The 22,223-nt window shown below is 56.4% G+C and carries 20 protein-coding genes; 7 read left to right on the top strand and 13 right to left on the bottom strand.

Features of this window, described 5'->3' with window-relative positions; translation table 11 throughout:
• Positions 1-199: 199 nt before the first annotated feature.
• From rpsI to zapE, 3 genes are all read right to left on the bottom strand, one after another.
• Positions 200-592, bottom strand: a complete 393-nt coding sequence (gene rpsI / locus DVA43_RS20555) for a 30S ribosomal protein S9 (RefSeq protein WP_003860436.1) — start codon at positions 590-592, stop codon at positions 200-202.
• Between the two features lie 15 nt (positions 593-607).
• Positions 608-1,036: a 50S ribosomal protein L13 gene (rplM, locus tag DVA43_RS20550; protein ID WP_024551131.1), complete on the bottom strand. Its 429-nt coding sequence runs from the start codon at positions 1,034-1,036 to the stop codon at positions 608-610.
• 279 nt (positions 1,037-1,315) lie between these two features.
• Entirely contained in the window at positions 1,316-2,440 is a 1,125-nt protein-coding gene (gene zapE, locus DVA43_RS20545) for a cell division protein ZapE (protein ID WP_114316572.1), read from the bottom strand.
• A 190-nt stretch (positions 2,441-2,630) separates the two neighbouring features.
• Here zapE and zapG point away from each other — a divergent pair, with 190 nt between their 5' ends.
• From zapG to degS, 3 genes are all read left to right on the top strand, one after another.
• Positions 2,631-3,029 (top strand): Z-ring associated protein ZapG, encoded by a 399-nt coding sequence (gene zapG / locus DVA43_RS20540; RefSeq protein ID WP_103177216.1) that lies wholly within the window; start codon positions 2,631-2,633, stop codon positions 3,027-3,029.
• Positions 3,030-3,199: 170 nt separating this feature from the next.
• Positions 3,200-4,567: a serine endoprotease DegQ gene (gene degQ, locus DVA43_RS20535; protein WP_114316571.1), complete on the top strand. Its 1,368-nt coding sequence runs from the start codon at positions 3,200-3,202 to the stop codon at positions 4,565-4,567.
• Positions 4,568-4,655: 88 nt separating this feature from the next.
• Positions 4,656-5,723: an outer membrane-stress sensor serine endopeptidase DegS gene (gene degS, locus DVA43_RS20530; RefSeq protein WP_103180994.1), complete on the top strand. Its 1,068-nt coding sequence runs from the start codon at positions 4,656-4,658 to the stop codon at positions 5,721-5,723.
• 68 nt (positions 5,724-5,791) lie between these two features.
• On the opposite strand, the gene mdh is transcribed toward degS, so the two are convergent.
• On the bottom strand, positions 5,792-6,730 hold the full coding sequence (mdh, locus tag DVA43_RS20525) for a malate dehydrogenase (protein WP_103177218.1): 939 nt from the start codon (positions 6,728-6,730) through the stop codon (positions 5,792-5,794).
• 404 nt (positions 6,731-7,134) lie between these two features.
• On the opposite strand from mdh, the gene argR reads away from it, so the two are divergent.
• The 3 genes from argR to yhcN (DVA43_RS20510) all read left to right on the top strand — a co-directional run bounded on the left by argR (position 7,135) and on the right by yhcN (DVA43_RS20510) (position 8,622).
• Positions 7,135-7,605: a transcriptional regulator ArgR gene (gene argR, locus DVA43_RS20520; RefSeq protein WP_103824952.1), complete on the top strand. Its 471-nt coding sequence runs from the start codon at positions 7,135-7,137 to the stop codon at positions 7,603-7,605.
• 377 nt (positions 7,606-7,982) lie between these two features.
• On the top strand, positions 7,983-8,246 hold the full coding sequence (gene yhcN, locus DVA43_RS20515) for a peroxide/acid stress response protein YhcN (RefSeq protein ID WP_103824953.1): 264 nt from the start codon (positions 7,983-7,985) through the stop codon (positions 8,244-8,246).
• A 112-nt stretch (positions 8,247-8,358) separates the two neighbouring features.
• A complete protein-coding gene (yhcN, locus tag DVA43_RS20510) occupies positions 8,359-8,622 on the top strand; it encodes a peroxide/acid stress response protein YhcN (protein ID WP_103824954.1) in 264 nt (87 codons plus the stop codon).
• A 61-nt stretch (positions 8,623-8,683) separates the two neighbouring features.
• Here yhcN (DVA43_RS20510) and DVA43_RS20505 read toward each other — a convergent pair whose 3' ends face one another.
• The 5 genes from DVA43_RS20505 to aaeX all read right to left on the bottom strand — a co-directional run bounded on the left by DVA43_RS20505 (position 8,684) and on the right by aaeX (position 13,656).
• Positions 8,684-8,953 carry a barstar family protein gene (locus DVA43_RS20505; protein ID WP_103824955.1) on the bottom strand — a complete coding sequence of 90 codons (270 nt, stop codon included), beginning with the start codon at positions 8,951-8,953 and terminating at the stop codon, positions 8,684-8,686.
• A 44-nt stretch (positions 8,954-8,997) separates the two neighbouring features.
• Complete coding sequence (locus tag DVA43_RS20500) at positions 8,998-10,452, bottom strand: NAD-dependent succinate-semialdehyde dehydrogenase (protein WP_114316570.1); 1,455 nt, start codon at positions 10,450-10,452, stop codon at positions 8,998-9,000.
• A gap of 87 nt (positions 10,453-10,539) precedes the next feature.
• Positions 10,540-12,507 (bottom strand): p-hydroxybenzoic acid efflux pump subunit AaeB, encoded by a 1,968-nt coding sequence (gene aaeB / locus DVA43_RS20495; RefSeq protein ID WP_114316569.1) that lies wholly within the window; start codon positions 12,505-12,507, stop codon positions 10,540-10,542.
• Between the two features lie 5 nt (positions 12,508-12,512).
• Positions 12,513-13,445 (bottom strand): p-hydroxybenzoic acid efflux pump subunit AaeA, encoded by a 933-nt coding sequence (gene aaeA / locus DVA43_RS20490; RefSeq protein WP_114317178.1) that lies wholly within the window; start codon positions 13,443-13,445, stop codon positions 12,513-12,515.
• A 7-nt stretch (positions 13,446-13,452) separates the two neighbouring features.
• Entirely contained in the window at positions 13,453-13,656 is a 204-nt protein-coding gene (gene aaeX, locus DVA43_RS20485; RefSeq protein ID WP_032614553.1) for a p-hydroxybenzoic acid efflux pump operon protein AaeX, read from the bottom strand.
• Positions 13,657-13,833: 177 nt separating this feature from the next.
• Between aaeX and aaeR the strand changes: the two genes are divergently transcribed.
• Positions 13,834-14,757 (top strand): HTH-type transcriptional activator AaeR, encoded by a 924-nt coding sequence (aaeR, locus tag DVA43_RS20480; protein WP_114316568.1) that lies wholly within the window; start codon positions 13,834-13,836, stop codon positions 14,755-14,757.
• 35 nt (positions 14,758-14,792) lie between these two features.
• On the opposite strand, the gene tldD is transcribed toward aaeR, so the two are convergent.
• The 4 genes from tldD to DVA43_RS20460 form a co-directional block, all read right to left on the bottom strand.
• Complete coding sequence (tldD, locus tag DVA43_RS20475) at positions 14,793-16,238, bottom strand: metalloprotease TldD (RefSeq protein WP_103824959.1); 1,446 nt, start codon at positions 16,236-16,238, stop codon at positions 14,793-14,795.
• A gap of 86 nt (positions 16,239-16,324) precedes the next feature.
• Positions 16,325-20,122 carry an AsmA2 domain-containing protein YhdP gene (gene yhdP, locus DVA43_RS20470; RefSeq protein ID WP_114316567.1) on the bottom strand — a complete coding sequence of 1,266 codons (3,798 nt, stop codon included), beginning with the start codon at positions 20,120-20,122 and terminating at the stop codon, positions 16,325-16,327.
• 42 nt (positions 20,123-20,164) lie between these two features.
• Positions 20,165-21,634: a ribonuclease G gene (rng, locus tag DVA43_RS20465; protein ID WP_103177228.1), complete on the bottom strand. Its 1,470-nt coding sequence runs from the start codon at positions 21,632-21,634 to the stop codon at positions 20,165-20,167.
• The gene (locus DVA43_RS20460) at positions 21,624-22,217 is read right to left on the bottom strand and encodes a nucleoside triphosphate pyrophosphatase (RefSeq protein ID WP_114316566.1); all 594 of its coding nucleotides are present in this window, start codon (positions 22,215-22,217) and stop codon (positions 21,624-21,626) included. Before DVA43_RS20460 ends, rng begins: the two co-directional genes overlap by 11 nt.
• Positions 22,218-22,223: the final 6 nt, after the last annotated feature.

The following is a 22,223-nucleotide window of genomic DNA, read 5'->3' as shown; positions in this document are numbered from 1 at the left end:
TCGAGCATTCACCATTATTTGGGCAGAAAAGTGGATGATAGTTTACCAGATTTTGCGACCTTTGTGGTGAGGGTATTCTGGAAATGCTGAAAAAGAGGTCAGAAAGGGCCTCTGGACGTGGATGCGTTGAGCATGAACCATAAAAAAACCCGCCGAAGCGGGTTTTTCGCAAATTGTTGTCTGCCGAAGCAGAAAGCAATTAACGCTTGGAGAACTGTGGACGACGACGTGCTTTACGCAGACCCACTTTCTTACGTTCAACCTGACGAGCGTCACGAGTAACGAAGCCAGCTTTACGCAGTTCAGAACGCAGGGATTCGTCGTACTCCATCAGAGCGCGGGTGATACCGTGACGGATCGCACCTGCCTGACCGGAGATACCACCACCTTTAACGGTGATGTACAGATCCAGTTTTTCTACCATATCAACCAGTTCCAGCGGCTGGCGAACTACCATGCGGGCAGTTTCACGACCGAAGTATTGTTCCAGAGAACGCTGGTTGATTACGATTTTACCACTGCCCGGTTTGATGAACACGCGAGCGGCGGAGCTTTTGCGGCGACCAGTGCCGTAGTATTGATTTTCAGCCATTGCCTATAATCCCGATTAGATGTCAAGAACTTGCGGTTGCTGTGCCGCGTGGTTGTGCTCGTTACCTGCGTAAACTTTCAGTTTACGGTACATAGCACGACCCAGCGGGCCTTTTGGCAGCATGCCTTTAACCGCGATTTCAATCACACGCTCAGGACGGCGGGCAATCATCTCTTCAAAGGTCGCTTGTTTGATACCGCCGATGTGGCCGGTGTGGTGATAGTACACTTTGTCAGTACGCTTGTTGCCGGTTACAGCAACTTTGTCAGCGTTCAGAACGATGATGTAATCACCGGTATCGACGTGCGGAGTGTATTCCGCTTTGTGCTTACCGCGCAGGCGACGAGCCAGTTCGGTAGCCAGACGGCCCAGAGTTTTACCGGTCGCGTCAACAACATACCAGTCGCGTTTTACGGTTTCTGGTTTAGCTGTAAAAGTTTTCATTAAAAGCTTACCCAAATAAATAAGTTACACGTTGGTGAACACCCAAACGTTTAGTAGTTGAGGTTCACACGACATTGTCCAGCAAACCTACCCCTTCGAATAGCCTATGCCGGCGCAGAGAAAGTTTTGGGAAAAAAACCTTCTTGTAACGTGGGGTCGCAAGATTATAGAGAAGTCAGGGGTAAAGATCGACCCTTAATTGTGATTTGAAGCGGGTTTTTCCAGGGGCGGGAAAAGCGCGGTCTGTTGCCCTCTCCCACGGGGAGAGGGTGGCCTTTATTACGGCATATGCTCGCGCTTCAGATACTCTTCGCTTTGCATCTCCTGCAGGCGTGACAAGCAGCGCTGGAACTCAAACTTCAGCCGCTCCCCCTGATAGATCTCATATAAAGGCACGGCTGCGCTCACCACCAGCTTGACGTGGCGTTCGTAGAACTCATCCACCAGCGCGATAAAACGTCGGGCTTCGCTCTCCATCAACGTAGTCATCACCGGCACCTCAAACAGCATCACCGTATGGAACAGGCGCGAGAGCGCAATATAGTCATGCTGGCTGCGGGCATCGACACAGAGGGTGGCAAACGACACGGCGAGGGTCTGGTTGACGACGCCCAGCGTTTGCAGCGGACGATGGTTTACCTCCAGCACCGGGGCGTTACCTCGCTCCGCGCCAGCAAGCGCCAGCCACAGCTTGTCCATCTGCTGTTGCGTGTCGTTATTCAACGGCGAAATCCAGAGATGGGCCTGGGTCAGCGTACGCAGACGGTAGTCGATGCCAGCATCCACATTCATGATGTGACAATGCTCTTTGATGGCCGCGATAGCCGGCAGGAAGCGGGCACGTTGCAGGCCGTTACGGTAGAGCTCATCTGGCGGAATGTTTGACGTCGCCACCAGGGTGATACCCCGGTCAAAGAGCGCTTTCATTAATCCGCCCAGCAGCATGGCGTCGGTAATATCCGAGACAAAAAACTCATCGAAGCAGAGCACATCGGTTTCGGCTTTAAAACGCTCAGCGACAATATCCAGCGGATCGCTCTGCCCCTGCAGGGCCGTCAGCTCTTCATGCACCCGCAGCATAAAGCGGTGAAAGTGCAGACGCTGCTTACGCGTCCCCGGCAGGCTCTGGTAAAAAAGATCCATCAGCCAGGTTTTGCCGCGCCCGACGCCCCCCCACATATATAAACCGCGCACTGGCGTGACGCTCTGCGGCGCTTTCTTGCCCAACAACCGTCCAAATGCGGCTTTTAACCCACCGGAAGGCGCAGCTTCGGCTGGCCGGGCCGTCAGCGCATGCCAGATGCCGTCCAGACGGCTTACCGCTTCACGCTGTACCTCATCTGGCTGGTGGGAGCCCTCGCTCAGGGCCTGTTGATAACGCGATGTAGGGGAGAGACTTTGCATAATGTTATTGTTATTCCTTCAATTAATACCCGTCAGACGGCTCAGTTGACGAAAAAAAGGCCGTTCTACAGTACGCGATGATGCGGCGGGATTCCACTTCTAAGGAAATAGCGGTTATAGTGGCATAATCAGGCCCTGGCATGGAGCCGAGCCAACACCCTACGGAACCACAAGACAACGGGAGAAGTTCATGACCTGGGAATATGCGCTAATTGGTTTAGTCGTCGGCATCGCTATCGGCGCCGTGGCCATGCGTTTTGGTAATCGCAAATTGCGTCAGCAACAGGCGTTGCAGTACGAACTGGAAAAGAACAAAGCTGAACTGGACGAGTATCGTGAAGAGCTGGTCAGCCACTTTGCTCAGAGCGCCGAGCTGCTGGACAACATGGCGCATGACTACCGTCAGCTTTATCAGCACATGGCGAAAAGCTCCAGCAGCCTGCTGCCGGAGATGAGCGCGGAAAACAATCCGTTCCGTAACCGTCTGGCCGAGTCCGAAGCCAGTAACGATCAAGCGCCTGTACAGATGCCACGTGACTACTCCGAAGGGGCTTCCGGCCTGCTGCGCGGTGGCGCAAAGCGCGACTAATCGCAGATCGAAAATAAATTTTACGGGCGCAGCCTTTGCGCCCGTCCTTTCTTCCTGACCCCAGCTATTATTTAGTCAAACACCTCATTGTTCAGCGTTTTAAAATTCAATAACATCAGTCTGTTTCAGGGCCGTTATCCCTTCATTCCAGGTTGCGAGAGCCAGCATAAATGAACAAAAAAAATCAGCTGTTGAGCGCGTTAGCATTGAGTATCGGTTTATCCCTGTCGGCCTCGTATCCGCTGGCCGCCGCACTCCCTTCGCAGGTTCCCGGCGAGGCCGCCCTGCCGAGCCTGGCGCCGATGCTGGAGAAAGTCCTGCCCGCCGTCGTAAGCGTACAGGTCGAAGGCACTGCGGTGCAGAGCCAGCGTATTCCGGAAGAGTTGAAAAAGTATTTTGGCGATGAGGCCCCAGACCAGCAGGGACAGCCCTTTGAAGGTCTGGGCTCTGGGGTCATCATCGACGCCGCGAAGGGCTATGTCCTGACCAATAACCACGTCATCAGCCATGCCGATAAAATCAGCGTGCAGATGAATGATGGCCGGGAGTTTGATGCCAAACTGATTGGCGGTGACGATCAGAGCGATATCGCCCTGCTGCAGTTGCAAAACCCAACCGGCCTGACGCAAATCGCCATCGCCGATTCCGACAAGCTGCGCGTCGGCGATTTCGCGGTGGCGGTGGGTAACCCCTTCGGCCTCGGCCAGACCGCCACCTCCGGCATTATCTCCGCGCTGGGCCGCAGTGGGCTGAATCTTGAAGGGCTGGAAAACTTTATCCAGACCGACGCCTCCATTAACCGGGGGAACTCCGGCGGCGCGCTGCTGAACCTGAACGGCGAGCTGATTGGCATTAACACCGCCATTCTGGCCCCTGGCGGCGGTAGCGTCGGGATTGGCTTTGCCATTCCCAGCAACATGGCCCGCACGCTGGCCCAGCAGCTGATTGAGTTTGGCGAAGTGAAACGTGGCCTGCTGGGTATTAAAGGCACCGAGATGAGCGCGGATATCGCCAAAGCATTCAACCTGAACGTTCAGCGCGGTGCCTTCGTCAGCGAAGTGTTGCCGAATTCTGGTTCTGCAAAAGCGGGCGTGAAATCCGGGGACGTGATTGTCAGCCTGAATGATAAACCGTTAAGCAGCTTTGCCGAACTGCGCTCGCGCATCGCCACTACGGAGCCGGGTGCGACGGTTAAGCTCGGCATTTTGCGTGACGGGAAGCCGCTGGATCTGCAGGTCACGCTCGATAAAAGCACCTCTTCATCGGCCAGCGCAGAGATGATTGCTCCCGCGCTACAGGGAGCCACCTTAAGTGACGGGCAGTTAAAAGATGGCACCAAAGGCATCACCCTCGACAGCGTTGAGAAGAGCAGCCCTGCCGCGCAGGCGGGGCTTCATCAGGACGATGTGATTATCGGGGTGAACCGCGTTCGCGTGCAGTCTATCGCCGAAATGCGCAAGGTGCTGGAGAGCAAACCTACCGTTATCGCCCTGCAGATCGTGCGTGGTAACGATACGCTCTATATTCTGCTGCGCTAAGCCTGTACCTGTCCGGACATCGCCCCGTGTGATGTCCGGATAAGTCATGTTATGCTGCTTGCGTTCTCCCTTTAACGACGCCCGTATCATGGTTTTTAAGCTCATTCGTTCGGTCGCCATCGGCCTGGTAGTAGGTGGCCTGTTACTGGCCGCGATGCCCTCTTTACGTCAGTTCAATCAGCTGGCTGCGCCGCAGTTCGACAGCGCAGATGAAACGCCTGCCAGTTATAACCAGGCAGTACGCCGCGCCGCCCCTGCGGTGGTTAACGTCTATAACCGTGGGCTGAACAGCACCAGCCATAATCAGCTGGAGATCCGCACCCTTGGCTCCGGGGTGATCATGGATGAACGCGGCTACATTATTACCAACAAACATGTGATCAACGATGCCGATCAGATCATCGTGGCGCTGCAGGATGGCCGCGTCTTTGAGGCACTGCTCGTGGGCTCCGACAGTCTGACGGATCTGGCAGTCCTCAAAATCAACGCCACGGGCGGCCTGCCCGTTATCCCCATCAACCGTAAGCGGACGCCGCATATCGGCGACGTGGTGCTGGCGATTGGCAACCCCTATAACCTCGGACAGACCATTACCCAGGGGATCATCAGCGCAACCGGGCGTATCGGCCTGAACCCATCCGGACGGCAGAACTTCCTGCAGACGGACGCGTCCATCAACCATGGCAACTCCGGCGGCGCGCTGGTGAACTCGCTGGGTGAACTGATGGGCATCAACACCCTCTCGTTTGATAAGAGCAACGACGGGGAAACGCCCGAAGGGATCGGCTTCGCCATCCCGTTCCAGCTCGCCAACAAGATTATGGATAAGCTGATTCGCGACGGACGCGTGATCCGCGGCTACATTGGCATTGGCGGGCGTGAGATTGCTCCGCTGCATTCTCAGGGTGGCGGAATCGATCAGATCCAGGGGATTGTGGTGAACGAAGTGACCCCTGGCGGCCCGGCGGCAGAAGCGGGTATCAGGGTTAACGACGTGATTGTCTCGGTGAACGGCAAACCGGCCGTATCGGCGCTGGAAACCATGGATCAGGTGGCGGAGATCAGGCCTGGCTCTATCATCCCGGTGGAAGTGATGCGTGATGATAAGAAACTGACCCTGCAGGTGACCATTCAGGAATACCCGGCCACCAACTGAGTTGGCTGGCATAAAAAAACCGGAGTCCATGCTCCGGTTTTTTATTGCCCTGACGGGAAGCGCGTCGCTTACTTGTTAACGAACTCTTCGCCCAGAACGATATCGTTCTTCAGGGTTTCCAGCATGCCAGCCATCGCCTGCTGTTCAAACGCGCTCAGGGTGCCGATAGACTTACGCTCTTCGATACCGTTTTTACCCAGCAGCAGCGGCTGAGAGAAGAAGCGCGCGTGCTCGCCGTCACCTTCAACGTAAGCGCATTCCACCACGCCTTGCTCACCCTGCAGGGCGCGAACCAGAGAGAGACCGAAACGTGCTGCAGCCTGGCCCATAGAGAGGGTTGCAGAGCCGCCACCCGCCTTCGCTTCCACCACTTCGGTGCCGGCATTCTGGATACGTTTGGTCAGGTCAGCCACTTCCTGCTCGGTGAAGCTCACGCCTGGGATCTGGGACAGCAGTGGCAGAATAGTCACGCCAGAGTGGCCGCCGATAACCGGGACTTCGAGCTCGGTTGGCTGTTTGCCTTTCAGTTCCGCAACAAAGGTGTTGGAGCGGATGATGTCCAGCGTGGTCACGCCAAACAGTTTGTTCTTGTCATACACGCCCGCTTTTTTCAGCACTTCTGCCGCGATAGCCACAGTGGTGTTAACCGGGTTAGTGATGATACCGATGCAGGCTTTCGGGCAGGTAGTAGCAACCTGCTGAATCAGGTTCTTAACGATACCCGCGTTCACGTTGAACAGGTCGGAACGATCCATACCTGGCTTACGCGCCACGCCTGCGGAGATCAGCACCACGTCTGCGCCTTCGAGCGCCGGGCGAGCATCTTCACCGGAAAAGCCTTTGATTTTAACAGCCGTCGGGATGTGGCTGAGGTCTACCGCCACACCAGGTGTTACCGGGGCGATATCATAGAGAGAGAGTTCTGAGCCTGCAGGCAGCTGAGTTTTCAGTAGTAGGGCAAGCGCCTGGCCGATACCGCCAGCAGCGCCGAGGACTGCGACTTTCATCCTAAACTCCTTATTATGGTGAGCTAACTTTCTGTTACTCCGTCGCGGCGACCTTAATTCAGCAGATCAATAATTACAATCGTGATGTATCAGGAATTAGCGGTCACGCGCTTTTCGCTTCTGCCGGAAAGCTATCGGGCGTTATGCGATAACTAAGCAACGAATCAAGAGGTGGTTACAATACACCCTCGCCAGCCACCAAAACAACATCAATTTGATAACATTTAATTTACTTTTAAGGTTATTTGCGAGGCGTGACGCAGGCATGTTCCTTGATAACGAATTTTGATAAAATCACTCCCTTTCATAACATTATTTCAGCCTAAGATTGGGCAGATAATTTGCATAAAAATTCATCCATGTGCATAATAATGTTGTTTCTACCGCTATATTTCGGGTGATTTATGCGAATCTCTTCTAAACAAGAAGAATTGGTTAAAGCGTTTAAAGCGCTGCTTAAAGAAGAAAAATTTAGTTCCCAGGGGGAGATTGTCCAGGCTCTACAGGATGAGGGTTTCGAAAACATCAACCAGTCGAAAGTCTCCCGCATGTTAACCAAGTTCGGCGCGGTGCGTACCCGCAACGCCAAAATGGAGATGGTCTACTGTCTGCCAGCCGAACTGGGCGTTCCGACCACGTCGAGCCCGCTGAAGAATCTGGTACTGGATATCGACTATAACGATGCTGTGGTGGTGATCCACACCAGCCCGGGTGCAGCACAACTGATTGCGCGCCTGCTCGACTCGCTGGGTAAAGCGGAAGGTATCCTCGGCACTATTGCTGGTGACGATACCATCTTCACGACCCCGGCCAATGGTTTCTCGGTGAAAGATCTCTACGAAGCCATTCTGGTGCTGTTCGAACAGGAACTCTGATCCCCTTCCCCGCTGCCACTCGCGGCGGGGAACCTTCTGCTCCCGCCTCGTTTTTCCCTACAATCTGTTATCTGTAATTTAACAAATAGTGCGTTTTTCTGTCCCAATGCATTCACCCAGTGAATGATAAACCGCGAGATCGCACGAATAATCAAATTCGCGTATCCCCTTAATTTTAATAGAAATAAACGTCTGAACTCCGCTTAATCTTCTGGTTTTTATTCCATGTGGTTATAAAAAGCATTTTGCTTAATACGTGATTACACAAGAAACAATTAGCATGGTATTAATTTTTGCCGTTATTAGTGTATACTTGATTTTGTGATGAGGGTCACGAAACGAAGACCCCAGTAAAGAATATGACGAGGAAGAGAATCATGAAAATCAAAACTACCGTAGCCACACTAAGCATTCTGTCTGTCCTGTCTTTCGGTGCTTTTGCCGCCGATGCGATTAACGCTGAGCAGGCCCAGTCCCGTGAATCTATCGGTACGGTTTCCGTCGGTGCTATCGGTACCTCTCCGATGGACATGAATCAGATGCTGAACAAAAAAGCACAGGAACAGGGTGCCTCTGCTTATCGCGTTATCGAAGCGCGTTCAGGTGACCACTGGCACGCCACTGCTGAGCTGTACAAATAAGTCGTACCGAGCATTACCCGTACTACCCGATATCTCTGTTCAACGGCATCAGGCATAAAAATAGCAGCACAACCCTTCCTGCCGTTGAGCCTGCACTCCAGGAGTAAAGACTATGAACACTAAATTAATCATCGCCGCTGGTTTCGCTTCCGTTCTTTCATTTGGTGCCGGCGCAGCCGTACACCAGGTAAATGCTGACCAGGCGCAAGGCCTGCAATCGATGGGAAGTATCTCTGTTAATGAGGTTGCCGGTTCTCCGATGGATATCCGTCAGGCTCTGGCGGAAAAAGCTGAAAAGGCGGGCGCCAGCAGCTACCGCGTCACCGAACTGAACACCGGTGACCACTGGCACGCGACCGCTGAGCTGTACAAATAAACCCTCGTCGTATTGATATACGACTTGCCTCTGCTTTGCAGGGGCTTTTTTATGTCCCGCACTAACGTACGTTAAAGCGAATCTGCCCTTCCAGCTCCTCTTCCGCCTCATCAAACAGCAGGATCAGCGCCCCAAAACGTCTGCGCAGCTTTTCCGGTAAATGGATGAATTCGATTTCAAGCGGTAGCGGCAACTGGCTGCTGGTCACTATTTCCCACAGGGAGTCCAGATCCGTCACCCTCTCCTGACCTATGCCGAAGGTCCGTGAAAACTCACGGTAGAAATCCTCCTGACTGTCGATTTCATCAAAATCAAACGTATAGATATTCATGCCAGCCACCCCGTCCAGGTGAGCGGCTTCTGCCGCCCCGTCGATTATAATCCCCCGATATGCAGGGTTTTCACTTCCAGGAACTCCTCCAGTCCCAATACTGACCCTTCGCGGCCCAGCCCCGACTCTTTCACCCCGCCAAAAGGCCCAAGCTCCGTGGATACCGCGCACTCGTTTATGCCGATCATCCCGCTCTCAATGGCTTGCGAAACGCGGAACACCCGCTGCAAATTCTGAGTATAGAAATAGGCAGCCAGGCCAAACGGCGTATTGTTGGCACGCTGGATCACCTCCTCTTCGGAGGTGAAACGGAAGCAGGCCGCCACGGGTCCGAAGGTCTCTTCGCTGGCAAGCGCCATCCCTTCATGACAGTTTCCCAATACCGTCGGTTGCCAGAAGTTGCCGCCGAGGGCATGGGCTTTGCCGCCCGCCAGCACCGTGGCTCCTTTGGTGACCGCATCCTCCACATGTTCACGCACTTTTTTCACTGCGGCAGGCTCAATCAGCGGCCCGACAACGGTCCCCTCTTCCAGACCGTCACCCACTTTTAAGTCGTTCACGGCAGCCACGAGTTTGCTGACAAACGCCTCATACACCGACTCCTGAATATAGAAGCGGTTAACGCTGACGCAGACCTGCCCCGCGTTACGGAATTTATTGGCAATCGCCCCTTTCACCGCCGCATCGATATCGGCGTCGTCAAAGACGATATAAGGCGCATTCCCGCCCAGCTCCATTGAGACTTTTTTCATGGTCTCGGCGGCATTGCGCATCAGGGTTTTGCCCACCGCCGTCGAGCCGGTAAAGGAGATTTTGCGCACCTCAGGGCTGGACATGATCGCGTCGCTTATCTCAGCGGTATTTCCGGCCACCGCGTTGAGTACGCCGTCCGGGACACCCGCTTTTTTAGCCAGAGTGAGCAGCGCAAAGGCGCTAAGCGGCGTGTTATTGGCCGGTTTTATCACCCCGGTACAGCCTGCCGCCAGCGCCGGGCCCAGCTTGCGGGTCAGCATCGCCATCGGGAAGTTCCACGGCGTGATAGCCGCCACCACGCCAACCGGCTCACGGGTGGCCAGAATGCGGGAGCCGGGTTTAACAGGAGGGATGATTTCGCCGTTGGCGCGTTTGGCCTGCTCGGCAAACCACTGGATGAAACTGGCCGCGTACTCCACTTCCCCTTCCGCCTCTTTCAGCGGTTTGCCCTGCTCGGTGGTCATCAGCTGGCCAAGCCACTGCTTGTTTTCAATGATTAATTCATACCAGCGATAGAGGATGGCCGAACGCTCTTTTGCGGTTCTGGCACGCCAGGCCGGGAAAGCACGGCTTGCGGCGGCGATGGCCTCTTCGGTCTCTTTCTTGCCTGCTTTTGCCACCTGGGCTACCACCGCCCCGGTCGCCGGGTTAAGTACATCGAATGTGGTATCGAGCGTTTTCCATACGCCATCGACTAAATATCCGGTCTGAAATAGCGCACTATCCTGAAGAAACTGGGTAGTCATGTATCCTCCCATTCTGGGTTTAAGTACTTGCCCGAATAAGTATAGTCACAAAAAAACCGACGCTTATGGCGTCGGTTTTTGGAAGGATCAGCTGTCGGTCAGGGCATTCTGGTAACGATGCAGCATGCCCACCAGCCGCTGCACCGGTTCGGTCACCTGTCGCGGCGCCTCCCAGATACGCAGTTTTTCCTGATAGATATCCAGCTCCGCCAGCAGCTGCGTGAAGTAGCGTCGGCGCTTATCGTCGCTGGACGCTGAAATCACATGATCGGCAGTACGGCGCAGCTGGCGGTGGAAGGCGGAGAGATCGTCATTAACCGGAATCGGCGCGTTGCGCAGACGCTGGTGGGCGATGATCAGCGTCAGGGCCAGGCGGAATTTCGCGATATCGCCCGGGAATTTGTTCAGCAATAAAAAGAGCTGCTGATAGAGCGCAGGCAGATGGTTCTCTTTACGCCGGGCGGTATTGGTGGTCATCGCCGAGACGGCGGCAGAAACGAACTGGTTCAGCAGTACGCGGCCGGTTCGGGCCTGAGAGTTATCGCGCACCAACAGGATCACCATCATCGCCAGGAAGCAGCCAACAATCTGCCCCAGCGCGCTGTCGAGAAACTGGCTGAAGTGGAAGGTCATCGGGTTATCCAGCACCAGAATATTGATGGTACTGGCCAGGGCCCCCAGCGATCCGAGGCGTCGTTTCTGAACCTCGATACCAATAAAGAAGGCCATAACCGCGAGACTCAGACAGAGCAACAGCATGCTTTGCTGGGTCGAGGGCAGAACCACCAGAAAATAGAAGGCGCCAAGCGGCAGCGCCGCCAGCGTGCCGTACAGAAAATCGAGCGCCACCATCCGGGGATTAGGCAGACGCATCGCCAGCGAGGTGACTACCGCGATCATCACCATCGCACCGCTGCCGGAGGTCCAGCCGGTCCAGAGCCAGAAAAGCGTACCCAGCATACAGGCGAGCGTGGTGCGCCAGAAGTTAACCATCGCATGGTGACGTTCCGCCGACTCGGCTTTCACCACCACTTCCCCCTGCAACACCTCCTCTTCGGTGGCGCTGATTTTAGTGTTGCCGATCACGCCGCGTTTGAGCAGCAGGTAGCGCGTCGCCGCGCCGACCCAGGTGTAGATGGTGACTGGCGTATCGCGTTCACCGGTCCAGGCGATGACCCGGCGCATGCGTTTGAGCTGTTTATGCACGTCCTGAACGGTATCAACGGGGGTGGCAAACAGCTCCCGGAAGGTCCCGGTGATCGCCTCGGGGCGCGTGTTCTGGATCAGATAGGTTTCACAGGCCTGGGTAATCAGGGTTAAGGAGACGGTATTAAGCGCCTTCAGGCGGCGGTTTGCCCGCGACCAGCGCGACGACTCCATATTGAGGTTGCTGCGCATCCCTTCCAGGGCGGTGGTACGGCGTACCAGCGCACTCCAGGCATTATCCACTTCTTCACTGTCGCCGTGCTCGATGCAAAGCTGCATGAGTTGATACTGGGCAACGATCAGCGCATCCAGTTCGCGATCCACCTCCTGTTTGATCGAGCGGGGAGAAAACAGCAGATCCGCTACGATCGCGCAGACGATCCCCATCACGATCTCACTGCAGCGCTCAACGGCAAACTGCGGCGTCAACAGCGGGTTGGCCTCAATGGTGATGATAATGATCAGTGCCGTATAGCCGGAAAGGCCCCAGGCGTAGGAGTTCTCCACCCGCACCAGAGAGGAGATCCAGGTGCAGAAACCGGCCCAGATACAGCACACCATCAGCATCAGCAGCGGGGTGCGGATCATCAGGATCACGATAGTCAGGGCGGCAATACAGCCGATAAAGGTGCCGACGATACGCAGCATCCCGCGATAGCGGATGGCGCCGGAGTAAGGTTCACCGCCTGCGGCAAACGCCGGGCCGGCGGCAACAATCGCCGCGGTCAGCACCGCCCAGCGGGGCGTTTCCAGCTGAAAGTGGAACCCGACAAACAGCGCCAGCACAATGGCGAAGGCCAGCTTAATCGCGAAGCGCAGGTGCTGATTGGCGATGGAAAGGATACCCATGGCGATTAACCAAACTCGCGCAGACGGTGGGCAATTTTGCGGAACAGCGAGTCGTGGCTGGCATCCCGGTCTTTCTCACCGGTGATCACCACCGTCGCCGTCGTACCCGCAGGCCACAGGCCGCCTTGCTGCTCATCCAGACGAATACGCACCGGCACGCGCTGCGCCAGACGCACCCACTCCAGATTGGAATCGACGGTCGCCATCCCTTTGCTGTCGCGGGTGGCGCTGGAGTTGGTCACCCCTGCCGCTATGCTGTCGACGGTACCTTTCAGCACCTGGTTGCTGCCAAGCGGGGTGATCTCCGCCCGGTAACCCGGACGGACGTTCTCCAGCTTGGTCTCTTCCATATAGGCGAGCACATAGAAGGAGTGCTGTTTCACCAGTGCCACGGCGGTGGAGCCGCGGGTAATAAATTCACCGGTATAGACGTTGAGGTTGGTCACCCAGCCGTCGGACGGGGCACGGATGACGGTACGCTCGAGATCGAGCTTCGCCAGATCGCGGGTGGCCTCGGACTTCGCCAGCTGATGCAGTACGGTTTGCAGCACGTTGTTGGACTGGTCAATCTCCTCACGGGACATCGCCTGCACCCCCAGCTTATTACGCCGCCCTGCCTCGCGGCGTTTTTCCGCGGCCAGCGCCTGGTAATAGGAGACATCCGCTTCCGCTTGTTCCAGGGCTTTCTGGTAACGAGGCTGGTCAACGGTGAACAGCACCTGGTCCTTTTTAACCAGCTGGTTATCATGCACATTGACGGCGGTAATAAGCCCCGCCACATCCGGGGCGATGGCGACGATGTCGGCGCTAAAGCGCGCATCACGCGTCCACGGCGATTCGGTGTAGTAAACCCACGCGCGGAAAATAGCGATGAACGCGAGGATGACCAGTGCCAGCGTAATGGCGGTACGGGAGACTTTTCTTGTTAGTGTTTTCACATCTACCTCAAACAAACAGGCGCGATACCAGATAGAACAGGCAGCAATAGAGCGCGGAATTGAACAATGCAGGGTGCCAGACGAAATCATAGATCCCGGTTGGAGCCAGCACCTTTCGCACCAGCCAAAAAATCGCCAGTGATAAAAGCAGTTCGAAGAATATCGGTGGGAACGACAATCCGAACACCACGATAACGGGAAACAGACTCATGTTGACCTTGATTAGAGCGAGCAGGCGAAAGAATTATTCAGCGTACACCACCGCAGAAGTGGCCAGAAAAGCCGGGCGAGAGTGGCGTAGCTATAATGTATTAATAATATATTAGCGTAACTGTTATGCTGTTATCTATCATATGTGATCTAAATCACTTTTAAGCCAGAGTGAATAATGGAACGTCTAAAACGGATGTCAGTTTTTGCCAAAGTCGTTGAGCTGGGCTCTTTTACTGCCGCGGCCAGGCAACTACAGATGAGCGTCTCTTCTATCAGCCAGACCGTTGCCAAACTGGAAGATGACCTCCAGGTGAAGCTTCTCAACCGCAGCACCCGCAGTCTCGGCCTGACGGAGGCCGGGAAAATCTATTACCAGGGCTGTCGGCGAATGTTGTATGAAGCCCAGTCGGTGCATGAGCAACTCTACGCTTTCAATAACACACCCATCGGCACGCTGCGCATCGGCTGCTCTTCAACTATGGCACAAAATGTCCTGGCTGAAATGACCGCCGAGATGTTGCAGGAGTATCCGGGGCTGACGGTTAATCTGGTCACCGGTATTCCCGCCCCGGATCTGATCGCCGATGGCCTGGATGTGGTGATCCGCGTCGGGGCTTTGCAGGATTCGAGCCTCTTTTCGCGTCGTCTGGGGAGCATGCCGATGGTGGTGTGCGCGGCGAAAAAGTACCTCGCCAGAGCGGGTATTCCGGAAAAACCGGCGGACCTCAGCAATCACGCCTGGCTGGAGTACAGCGTGCGTCCGGACAATGAATTTGAGCTGACTGCGCCAGAGGGTCTGTCAACAAAGCTGCTGCCGCAGGGGCGTTTTGTGACTAACGATCCGATGACCATCTCCCGCTGGCTGGTGGCCGGAGCCGGGATCGCCTATGTGCCGCTGATGTGGGTGATCAACGAGATCAACAGCGGCGAGCTGGAGATCCTCTTCCCGCGCTATCAGTCGGATCCGCGCCCGGTGTACGCGGTCTATACCCAAAAGGACAAGCTGCCGCTGAAGGTGCAGGTGTGCATTAACTATCTGACGGACTATTTTGTGCAGGTGGCGACGCTGTTTCAGGAGATGCGGGGAAGGAAGGAGTAACCCTCTCCCGCGGGGAGAGGGTCAGGATGACAAGATTACGCGGTACCGCCGACGGTCAGGTTATCCACTTTCAGGGTTGGCTGGCCGACACCTACCGGCAGGCTCTGCCCCTCTTTACCGCAGACACCGACGCCGTTATCCAGCTTCAGATCGTTACCTACCATTGAGATCTGCTGCATCGCTTCGATGCCGGAGCCAATCAGGGTGGCGCCTTTCACCGCTTTGGTCACTTTGCCCTTCTCAATCAGATAGGCTTCTGAGGTTGAGAAGACAAATTTACCGGAGGTGATATCCACCTGGCCACCGCCGAAGTTCGGGGCGTAGATCCCGTAATCAACGGATTCGATAATTTCCTGCGGCGTGGATTTACCCGCCAGCATATAGGTGTTGGTCATACGCGGCATCGGCAGGTGCGCGTAGGATTCGCGACGGCCATTGCCGGTTGGCGCAACGCCCATCAGGCGCGCATTCAGCTTGTCCTGCATATAGCCTTTCAGGATGCCGTTTTCGATCAGCACGTTATACTGGCCCGGCGTGCCTTCATCGTCGATGGAGATCGAGCCACGACGATCGGTCATGGTGCCATCATCCACTACGGTACAGAGTTCCGAGGCCACCAGCTCCCCTACCTGACCGCTGAACACAGAGGTGCCGCGGCGGTTGAAGTCACCTTCCAGACCGTGGCCTACCGCTTCGTGCAGCAGTACGCCAGGCCAGCCCGCACCCAGCACCACCGGCAGCGTACCCGCAGGCGCCGCCACGGCAGAGAGGTTAACCAGCGCCATGCGCACCGCCTCTTTCGCCCAGGCATCAGCACGCACTTCGCCATCAACCGGATTGAGGAACCATTCGTAACCGAAACGACCGCCGCCGCCGCTGGAGCCGCGCTCGCGTTTGCCATCCTCTTCCACCAGCACGCTGACGGAGAGACGCACCAGCGGGCGCACGTCGGCGGCCAGGGTGCCGTCGGTTGCCGCCACCAGAATCAGCTCATACACGCCGCTCAGGCTGGCCGAGACTTCCTGCACGCGCTTGTCTTCCGCCCGGGCGACTTTGTCCACCCGGCGCAGGATATCCAGCTTCTCTTCACGGCTCATGCTTTGCAGCGGATCGACGCTGGTATAGAGCGCAGAGTGCTGCACTTCGCCCAGGGTTTTCACCCGGCCATCGCCGCTTTCACGCACGATGGTGCGGGCTGCCTGCGCGCTCTGTTCCAGCGCGGTCAGGCTAACCTGGTCCGCATAGGCAAAACCGGTTTTCTCACCGCTAATGGCACGTACGCCGACGCCCTGGTCGATGTTATACGAGCCATCTTTGATGATGCTGTCTTCTAAAACCCAGGATTCGTGATAGCTCGACTGAAAGTAGAGATCGCCGTAGTCGAGACGGCGTTCGGTCAGTTGACCAAGAATGGAAAACAGGTCCTGATGGCTCAGGCCGTTCGCTGCCAGCAGATGTTCACTTACCAGGTTCAGACTCATCGTTTTGCTACTCGTTCGTTGCCGTCCACAGGACGTATCTAAGATCTTATCTATTGAGAGTGAGGCAATTAATTGCCCGCGTCAAATCATTGCTGTGCATCTTTGCGTGGCTGACGCAGCACTTCATTAATCTGCGGTTTATCCACCGGGCCGGTAATGTGATAACGCAGAATAGAGACTTTGCTCCACAGCGGCCCCAGCACTTTGCTGGCGGCAAACACGGCCGCGCCGACAATCGGGTTAACGGCAAAGGCCGCCGCCACGCCGACGGTGGCGGAAATTTCCGGCGCCACCACCGCTTCCATATCCAGCTCACGACGCACCAGATTGACGGAGCCTTTCATAGCGATATCGGCTTCCAGCCCATCCACCAGCGTGTCGTCGGTGTGCAATACGCCATCTTTGATCCACGCGGTGCTGCGGATCGAGTCGAAGTAGAAGCCTTCATTAAAAGTATCGTTGAAGTCAAAGCGCAGCTTGCGCAGCAGGGCATCGAAACTGAGTAAGCGCAACAGTTGCCCTGCATGGCCGGTACTGAGATCGGCGATTTCACCTCTCCCCAGCCGCGTTTTCAGAATGCCGTTCAGCGAGGCTTCGTCAGGCTTCCAGGGCATGTCGCGCCAGTGCAGATCGTAATCGACATCAAACGACGAACCGCGAATCGGGGTCGTGATGCCAAAATAGTTAGCGGCGGCATCCAGCTTGTTGCCCTTAATTTGCCCCTTCAGGGAGGTGCGCTTCTCGCGGACGCCGTTCACCCATTCGCCGTTGGCGGTCAGGCGCCCGAAGCCGGTATCAATCAACCCGCCCGCCAGGGTCAGGGTATCGCCCTTGATGGTGAAATCGCCATTAATCCGGCCATACTTCTGTCCCCAGAGCCAGCACTCGGCGCAGCGCAGCTGTAGGTCAGGCCAGCCGCTAAAATCGATTCGTGAGGTACTGGATAACGGCGAGACGTTATTGCTTGTCCCGGCGGTGACGGAGGCCGGATTGTAATAAAGATAGCGGATCTGCGCCTGCCACGGCGCGGTGTCACGCATCAGCAGGCTGGCGTTGATCTCCCGACCCTGGGCATCGATTTTCGAACCGTTGAGGGTGGGCTGCGAGACAATGCTCAGGTTATTCCACTGCTGCCCGCCCAGCGTCAGCGCTGGCGTGCGTACCGTGATGTGTTGCGGGAACTGCGCCGCTTCATCCACATTTTGCCCCACCCCGCGCTGGAAAAGCGCCAGCCATTCTGCCCCATCCATCGGCGGCAGGTTGAGCTCTATACCCGCCTGCTCCGGCAGCGGCGGCAGGGTGCGGCTGTCGGTGGTCCAGATGGCGCGATCCAGCGTCAGCTTGCGGTTCAGCAGCCAGCGGCTGTTAAAGTGATTTGTCCCGCTGGCGTTGCCGGTCAGGGTAAAGCTGTTGAGATCCCCGTCGACATTCAGCTTCACCGGCAGCGGCTCGCCTGCGCGCTTGTTCAGGGGCGAAGGCAGATCGCTGCTGACGCTTTTCAGGTCGCCGCTGATATCCACTTTGTAATGCGGGGTGCCACGATAAGGCAGATCGATCGCGACTTTGCCGTTCCACGGTAAACGGCCTTCAAGGGACTGGCTGACCACTTTGGGCAGCACATCCATTCGCGAAGGCTGCCAGCTGGCATCCATATTGACCGCCACCTGGTAGGCTTTCTCGCCCTCGGTGGTGGAGAAATCCATCTTCACCGGCTGGCTGAACCAGTTTGCGGTCAGCGGCCCGCTTTTCAGATCGCCATTCACGAAGCTGAACTGGCCGGTCAGGTTTTTCAACGTGCTGTTCAGCGGCTTGATGAACAGGCTGTTATTTTTCAGCCTGACGTCGCCTTTGGCGGTGGTCATGGTGCCGTCCAGCGGGATATCCAGATGTAAGCGAGCATTCACATCGCCATCCAGCTGGAGCTGCTGGAGCGTGGCGCCCAGCGAATCGTCTAACGGCGTCTCGTCAAAATAGGTCCCAACGGCTTTTCCAGGCCCGTTGATATCGGCGTCGATCAGCAGTTTTTCTTTTGAATAATCGGGGATCACCGCCGTCAGGTTGCTGGCCTTCACACCGCCCAGCGCCACGCCGTCGGTTTTCATCCACAAGCCGTCATTGATGAAATTGAGTTCAATATCGAGGTTTTTCAGCGCTGGCCAGCCAGGCTGGAAGGCATAGGTGGCGTTGCGTAACGGCACCAGCACCTGGAACTGCCCTTCGTTGTGCTTGTAGGGGAACAGATGCGGGTTGCCGCCATACGCCAGGGTGGCGCTGTCCGCCTGCCCGCCCTGAATGGCCCCGCTCAAATAGTCCACCAGCGCTTTACCCATCAGGTTTTCAGGAAAATAGCGCCAGGCCTGTGAGCCGTCATCGGTGCTGATGCCCGCCAGGATCCCCAGCCAGGGTTCATCGCCCGCCGGTTGTAGATAGCGGAAATCACCCCGGGCATGTACCGCTTTGGCTTTCACGTCGATGTCGCGCCCGTCGAGCTGGAAACCCTTCTCGTTCTTCAGCCAGTGGAGGGTGGCGGTCCCTTTTTCAATTTCCAGCGGCGCGCGGAAGACCGTTTCATATGGCATTTTCGCATCACGCATATGGGCTACCAGACGGCCATCTTCCATGCTGCCTTCCAGCGTGCCGCTAAAATGCTCGGCGCCCGGCAACATCTCCCACTGCTTCCAGGCGAGATCGGTCCAGGCAATGTTGAAGCGGGTTTTTTCCGTTGCCTGTAACGGAATATCCAGTGCCAGGGCGTTGATCGCCCCCACCGGCTGGGTGGCCTGCCAGACTTCGCCCAGCGCCGGAGAGAGCTTCGCCGTAATGGTCCGCAGCCCCTCAAGGCCAGACAGCTCCAGATTGCTGGCGCGAATGCGCAGTTCATCGCTGCGTTTACTGTTAACGCCGCCCACATCCTGCGCCGGGATCCAGGCCAGCGACAGCGCCCCACGTGGCCAGGCTTTGTCATCCAGGGTGATGCGGGTATCCGGAATGGCGAACTGCCACCCCTCATTAGCACGGGTCACATGGGCGGTGAGATTATCCACAGAGAGCTGATGCTGACGCGTTTCCCCCGGCCAGGTAGCGCCGCCCTGCTTCAGCCAGAGATCGCCGCTGGCGAACTGGCCGTTGGTGAGAGTCATCCAGCCTTCAATGCTAAAGCGTGCGGTTTCGAGCTGCATGTCCTGCTGCAGCAACTCTCCCAGCCAGGGTTTGACGTCCACGTCGTCGGCCTGCATCCACACTTTGCCGTTATTCAGCAGGCCATTGTCGTCACGCAGATCCATACGCACCTGCATCACGCCGTGCTGTCCGTTCAGGCTGGAGAGGCTGACCTGGCCTTCAGCGCGATGGCGCTCTTTGCCGTTGAGCCAGGTTAACTGGGGGATCGCCAGCTCGGCACGCTGCCCGGAAAGGGTGATAAAGCTAATCTCGCTGTCGCGCAGATCGAAATGATCGAACTGGCGCAGAAAGAGATCGCTGATGCGGTTGGCTTCGAAGCCTTCGCCCTGATCGTCGCTGCGCAGCGGGGTGTTAGTCAGAAATTGCAGCTGATAGAAGGTGAGATCGCGAAACTGCCAGCGCAGATGCAGCAGACTTTGCCAGACATCCAGCGCCAGGGTCACACGCTTAATCTTAACGTGGCCGCCATCTTTTAGCTGCGCGTTGATGTCGCGCACTTCCAGGGTCGGGCCAAAATTTTGCCAGCTCGCGTTGAGCTGGCTGGCCGCGACGGGCATGCCGGTCGCGGATTCGATCTTAGCCAGCAGCTGCGGGCGCCAGTTGTCCAGATGCGGCAATACGAGACGCAGCCCGCTTACCAGCAGCGCGACAATCACTATCAGCGTTGCCCCTGTAAGCAGTAAAATCCCCGGCAATCGCCTCACGCGTCTCTCCTTGTCAGCCGTTTTCTCGCAGCACGCTGCGTTTTACATCATCACCACGTCAAACTGCTCCGGATTATAGAGCGGCTCGATTTGTACTTTTACCTGTTTGCCGACAAAGATTTCCACTTCCGCCAGAGCGTGTGACTCTTCTCCTTTCAGGGCTTCCGCCACCGAAGGAGAAGCATAGACCAGGAAACGGTCGGAGTCGTAGGCGTGATGCACGCGCACGATCTCACGCATGATCTCATAGCAAACCGTCTCTACCGTCTTCACCGTGCCGCGACCATGGCAGGTTGGGCACTCGTTACACAGCACATGTTCCACGCTTTCACGGGTGCGCTTGCGGGTCATTTCTACCAGCCCAAGCTGGGAGAAGCCGTTAATGCTGGTTTTCACGCGATCTTTACTCAGCGCCTGCTCCAGCGAATGCAGCACACGACGGCGGTGGTCTTCGTTACTCATATCGATAAAGTCGATGATGATGATGCCACCCAGATTGCGCAGACGAAGCTGACGCGCAATGGCCTGCGTCGCTTCAATGTTGGTGTTGAAAATGGTGTCGTCCAGATTGCGATGCCCGACAAACGCCCCGGTGTTGATATCCACGGTGGTCATCGCTTCGGTCTGGTCGATAATCAGATAGCCGCCGGACTTCAGCTCGACCTTACGCTCCAGCGCGCGCTGAATTTCGTTCTCAACGTCGTAGAGATCGAAGATGGGCTGCTTGCCGGTGTAGTGCTCCAGCAGGCCCGGCATTTCAGGAATGTATTCAGCGGTGAATTCGAGCAGCGCATCATAGGTCAGACGGGAGTCGACGCGGATGCGATCGAGCTGAGCATCGGCGAAGTCGCGCAGGACGCGCTGGGCCAGCGCCAGTTCGCCGTACAGCTGACAGCGGGTCTGGTTGCGTTTTTTACGCTCCATCACTTTGGTCCAGACGCGTTTCAGGTAGGCCGCATCCGAGGCCAGATCCTCTTCGCTAATTCCTTCTGCGGCGGTGCGAATGATAAAGCCGCCCTGCTCATCGCAGTAAGCACTGACGACCTTTTTCAGCCGCTCGCGCTCGCTTTCGCTTTCGATACGCTGAGAGACGCCAACGTGTGACGCGCCAGGCATAAAGACCAGATAACGGGAGGGTAAGGTGATGTCGGTGGTCAGGCGCGCCCCTTTGGTGCCCAGCGGATCTTTCACCACCTGCACCATCAGATCCTGGCCCTGACGCACCAGCTCGGAGATATCACGGACGGTAAACTGCTTCTGCTCTTCTCCCGCCACGCATTCGGTGTGCGGCATGATATCTGAGGCGTGTAAAAATGCCGCTTTATCGAGTCCAATATCTACAAATGCCGCCTGCATACCCGGTAGTACACGACTGACACGACCTTTGTAGATATTGCCTACTATTCCGCGTCGCGCTTCGCGCTCAATATGGATTTCCTGAAGAATGCCGCCATCAATATAGGCCACACGGGTTTCCGATGGCGTTACGTTTACCAACAATTCAGCCGTCATAATTATCCATTCCCTCACGCAGTGAGTTAAAATTGCTCAGCAACTCATACGTTTCCACCAGCGGTAAGCCGACTACGGCGTGATAGCTGCCATTGATCTTCCTGACAAAACAGCCACCCAACCCTTGAATACCGTATGCACCTGCTTTATCCATAGGTTCACCGCTGGTGATATAACCGGCGATATCCTCATCTGTGAGTACTCTGAACGTGACATCGGTGACAACCAGACAGTCGAGCACGTGCTGACGATCAGCCAGCGCGACGGCGGTCATCACCTGATGCGTTTGTCCGGACAATTTGCGCAGCATCCTGAAGGCATGCTCGCCGTCGTGAGGTTTCTCGAGGACTTCACCGTTAAGGATCACGATGGTATCTGCGCCCAGCACCGGTAAATCGCGCGGCACCTGCGCCACGCCAGCCTGCGCTTTCTCCCGCGCCAGGCGAGAGACATACTGCTGAGCGCTTTCGCCCTCAGCCCGTTTTTCCTCAATGCCGGTAACGATACGTTCAAAAGAGAGACCCAACTGCGTGAGCAACTCCTGACGGCGCGGGGAGCCGGAAGCGAGATATAAAGACGTCATAGAAAC

The organism is Leclercia sp. W6 (assembly GCF_003336345.1).
Lineage (GTDB): Bacteria > Pseudomonadota > Gammaproteobacteria > Enterobacterales > Enterobacteriaceae > Enterobacter.
This window is presented reverse-complemented; position numbering and strand designations above follow the sequence as displayed.

Bases quoted from the DNA above. Each gene is read 5' to 3' on its own strand.
- rpsI (WP_003860436.1), bottom strand. From the start codon at position 592: ATGGCTGAAAATCAATACTACGGCACTGGTCGCCGCAAAAGCTCCGCC.
- rplM (WP_024551131.1), bottom strand. From the start codon at position 1,036: ATGAAAACTTTTACAGCTAAACCAGAAACCGTAAAACGCGACTGGTAT.
- zapE (WP_114316572.1), bottom strand. From the start codon at position 2,440: ATGCAAAGTCTCTCCCCTACATCGCGTTATCAACAGGCCCTGAGCGAG.
- zapG (WP_103177216.1), top strand. From the start codon at position 2,631: ATGACCTGGGAATATGCGCTAATTGGTTTAGTCGTCGGCATCGCTATC.
- degQ (WP_114316571.1), top strand. From the start codon at position 3,200: ATGAACAAAAAAAATCAGCTGTTGAGCGCGTTAGCATTGAGTATCGGT.
- degS (WP_103180994.1), top strand. From the start codon at position 4,656: ATGGTTTTTAAGCTCATTCGTTCGGTCGCCATCGGCCTGGTAGTAGGT.
- mdh (WP_103177218.1), bottom strand. From the start codon at position 6,730: ATGAAAGTCGCAGTCCTCGGCGCTGCTGGCGGTATCGGCCAGGCGCTT.
- argR (WP_103824952.1), top strand. From the start codon at position 7,135: ATGCGAATCTCTTCTAAACAAGAAGAATTGGTTAAAGCGTTTAAAGCG.
- yhcN (WP_103824953.1), top strand. From the start codon at position 7,983: ATGAAAATCAAAACTACCGTAGCCACACTAAGCATTCTGTCTGTCCTG.
- yhcN (WP_103824954.1), top strand. From the start codon at position 8,359: ATGAACACTAAATTAATCATCGCCGCTGGTTTCGCTTCCGTTCTTTCA.
- DVA43_RS20505 (WP_103824955.1), bottom strand. From the start codon at position 8,953: ATGAATATCTATACGTTTGATTTTGATGAAATCGACAGTCAGGAGGAT.
- DVA43_RS20500 (WP_114316570.1), bottom strand. From the start codon at position 10,452: ATGACTACCCAGTTTCTTCAGGATAGTGCGCTATTTCAGACCGGATAT.
- aaeB (WP_114316569.1), bottom strand. From the start codon at position 12,507: ATGGGTATCCTTTCCATCGCCAATCAGCACCTGCGCTTCGCGATTAAG.
- aaeX (WP_032614553.1), bottom strand. From the start codon at position 13,656: ATGAGTCTGTTTCCCGTTATCGTGGTGTTCGGATTGTCGTTCCCACCG.
- aaeR (WP_114316568.1), top strand. From the start codon at position 13,834: ATGGAACGTCTAAAACGGATGTCAGTTTTTGCCAAAGTCGTTGAGCTG.
- tldD (WP_103824959.1), bottom strand. From the start codon at position 16,238: ATGAGTCTGAACCTGGTAAGTGAACATCTGCTGGCAGCGAACGGCCTG.
- rng (WP_103177228.1), bottom strand. From the start codon at position 21,634: ATGACGGCTGAATTGTTGGTAAACGTAACGCCATCGGAAACCCGTGTG.
- DVA43_RS20460 (WP_114316566.1), bottom strand. From the start codon at position 22,217: ATGACGTCTTTATATCTCGCTTCCGGCTCCCCGCGCCGTCAGGAGTTG.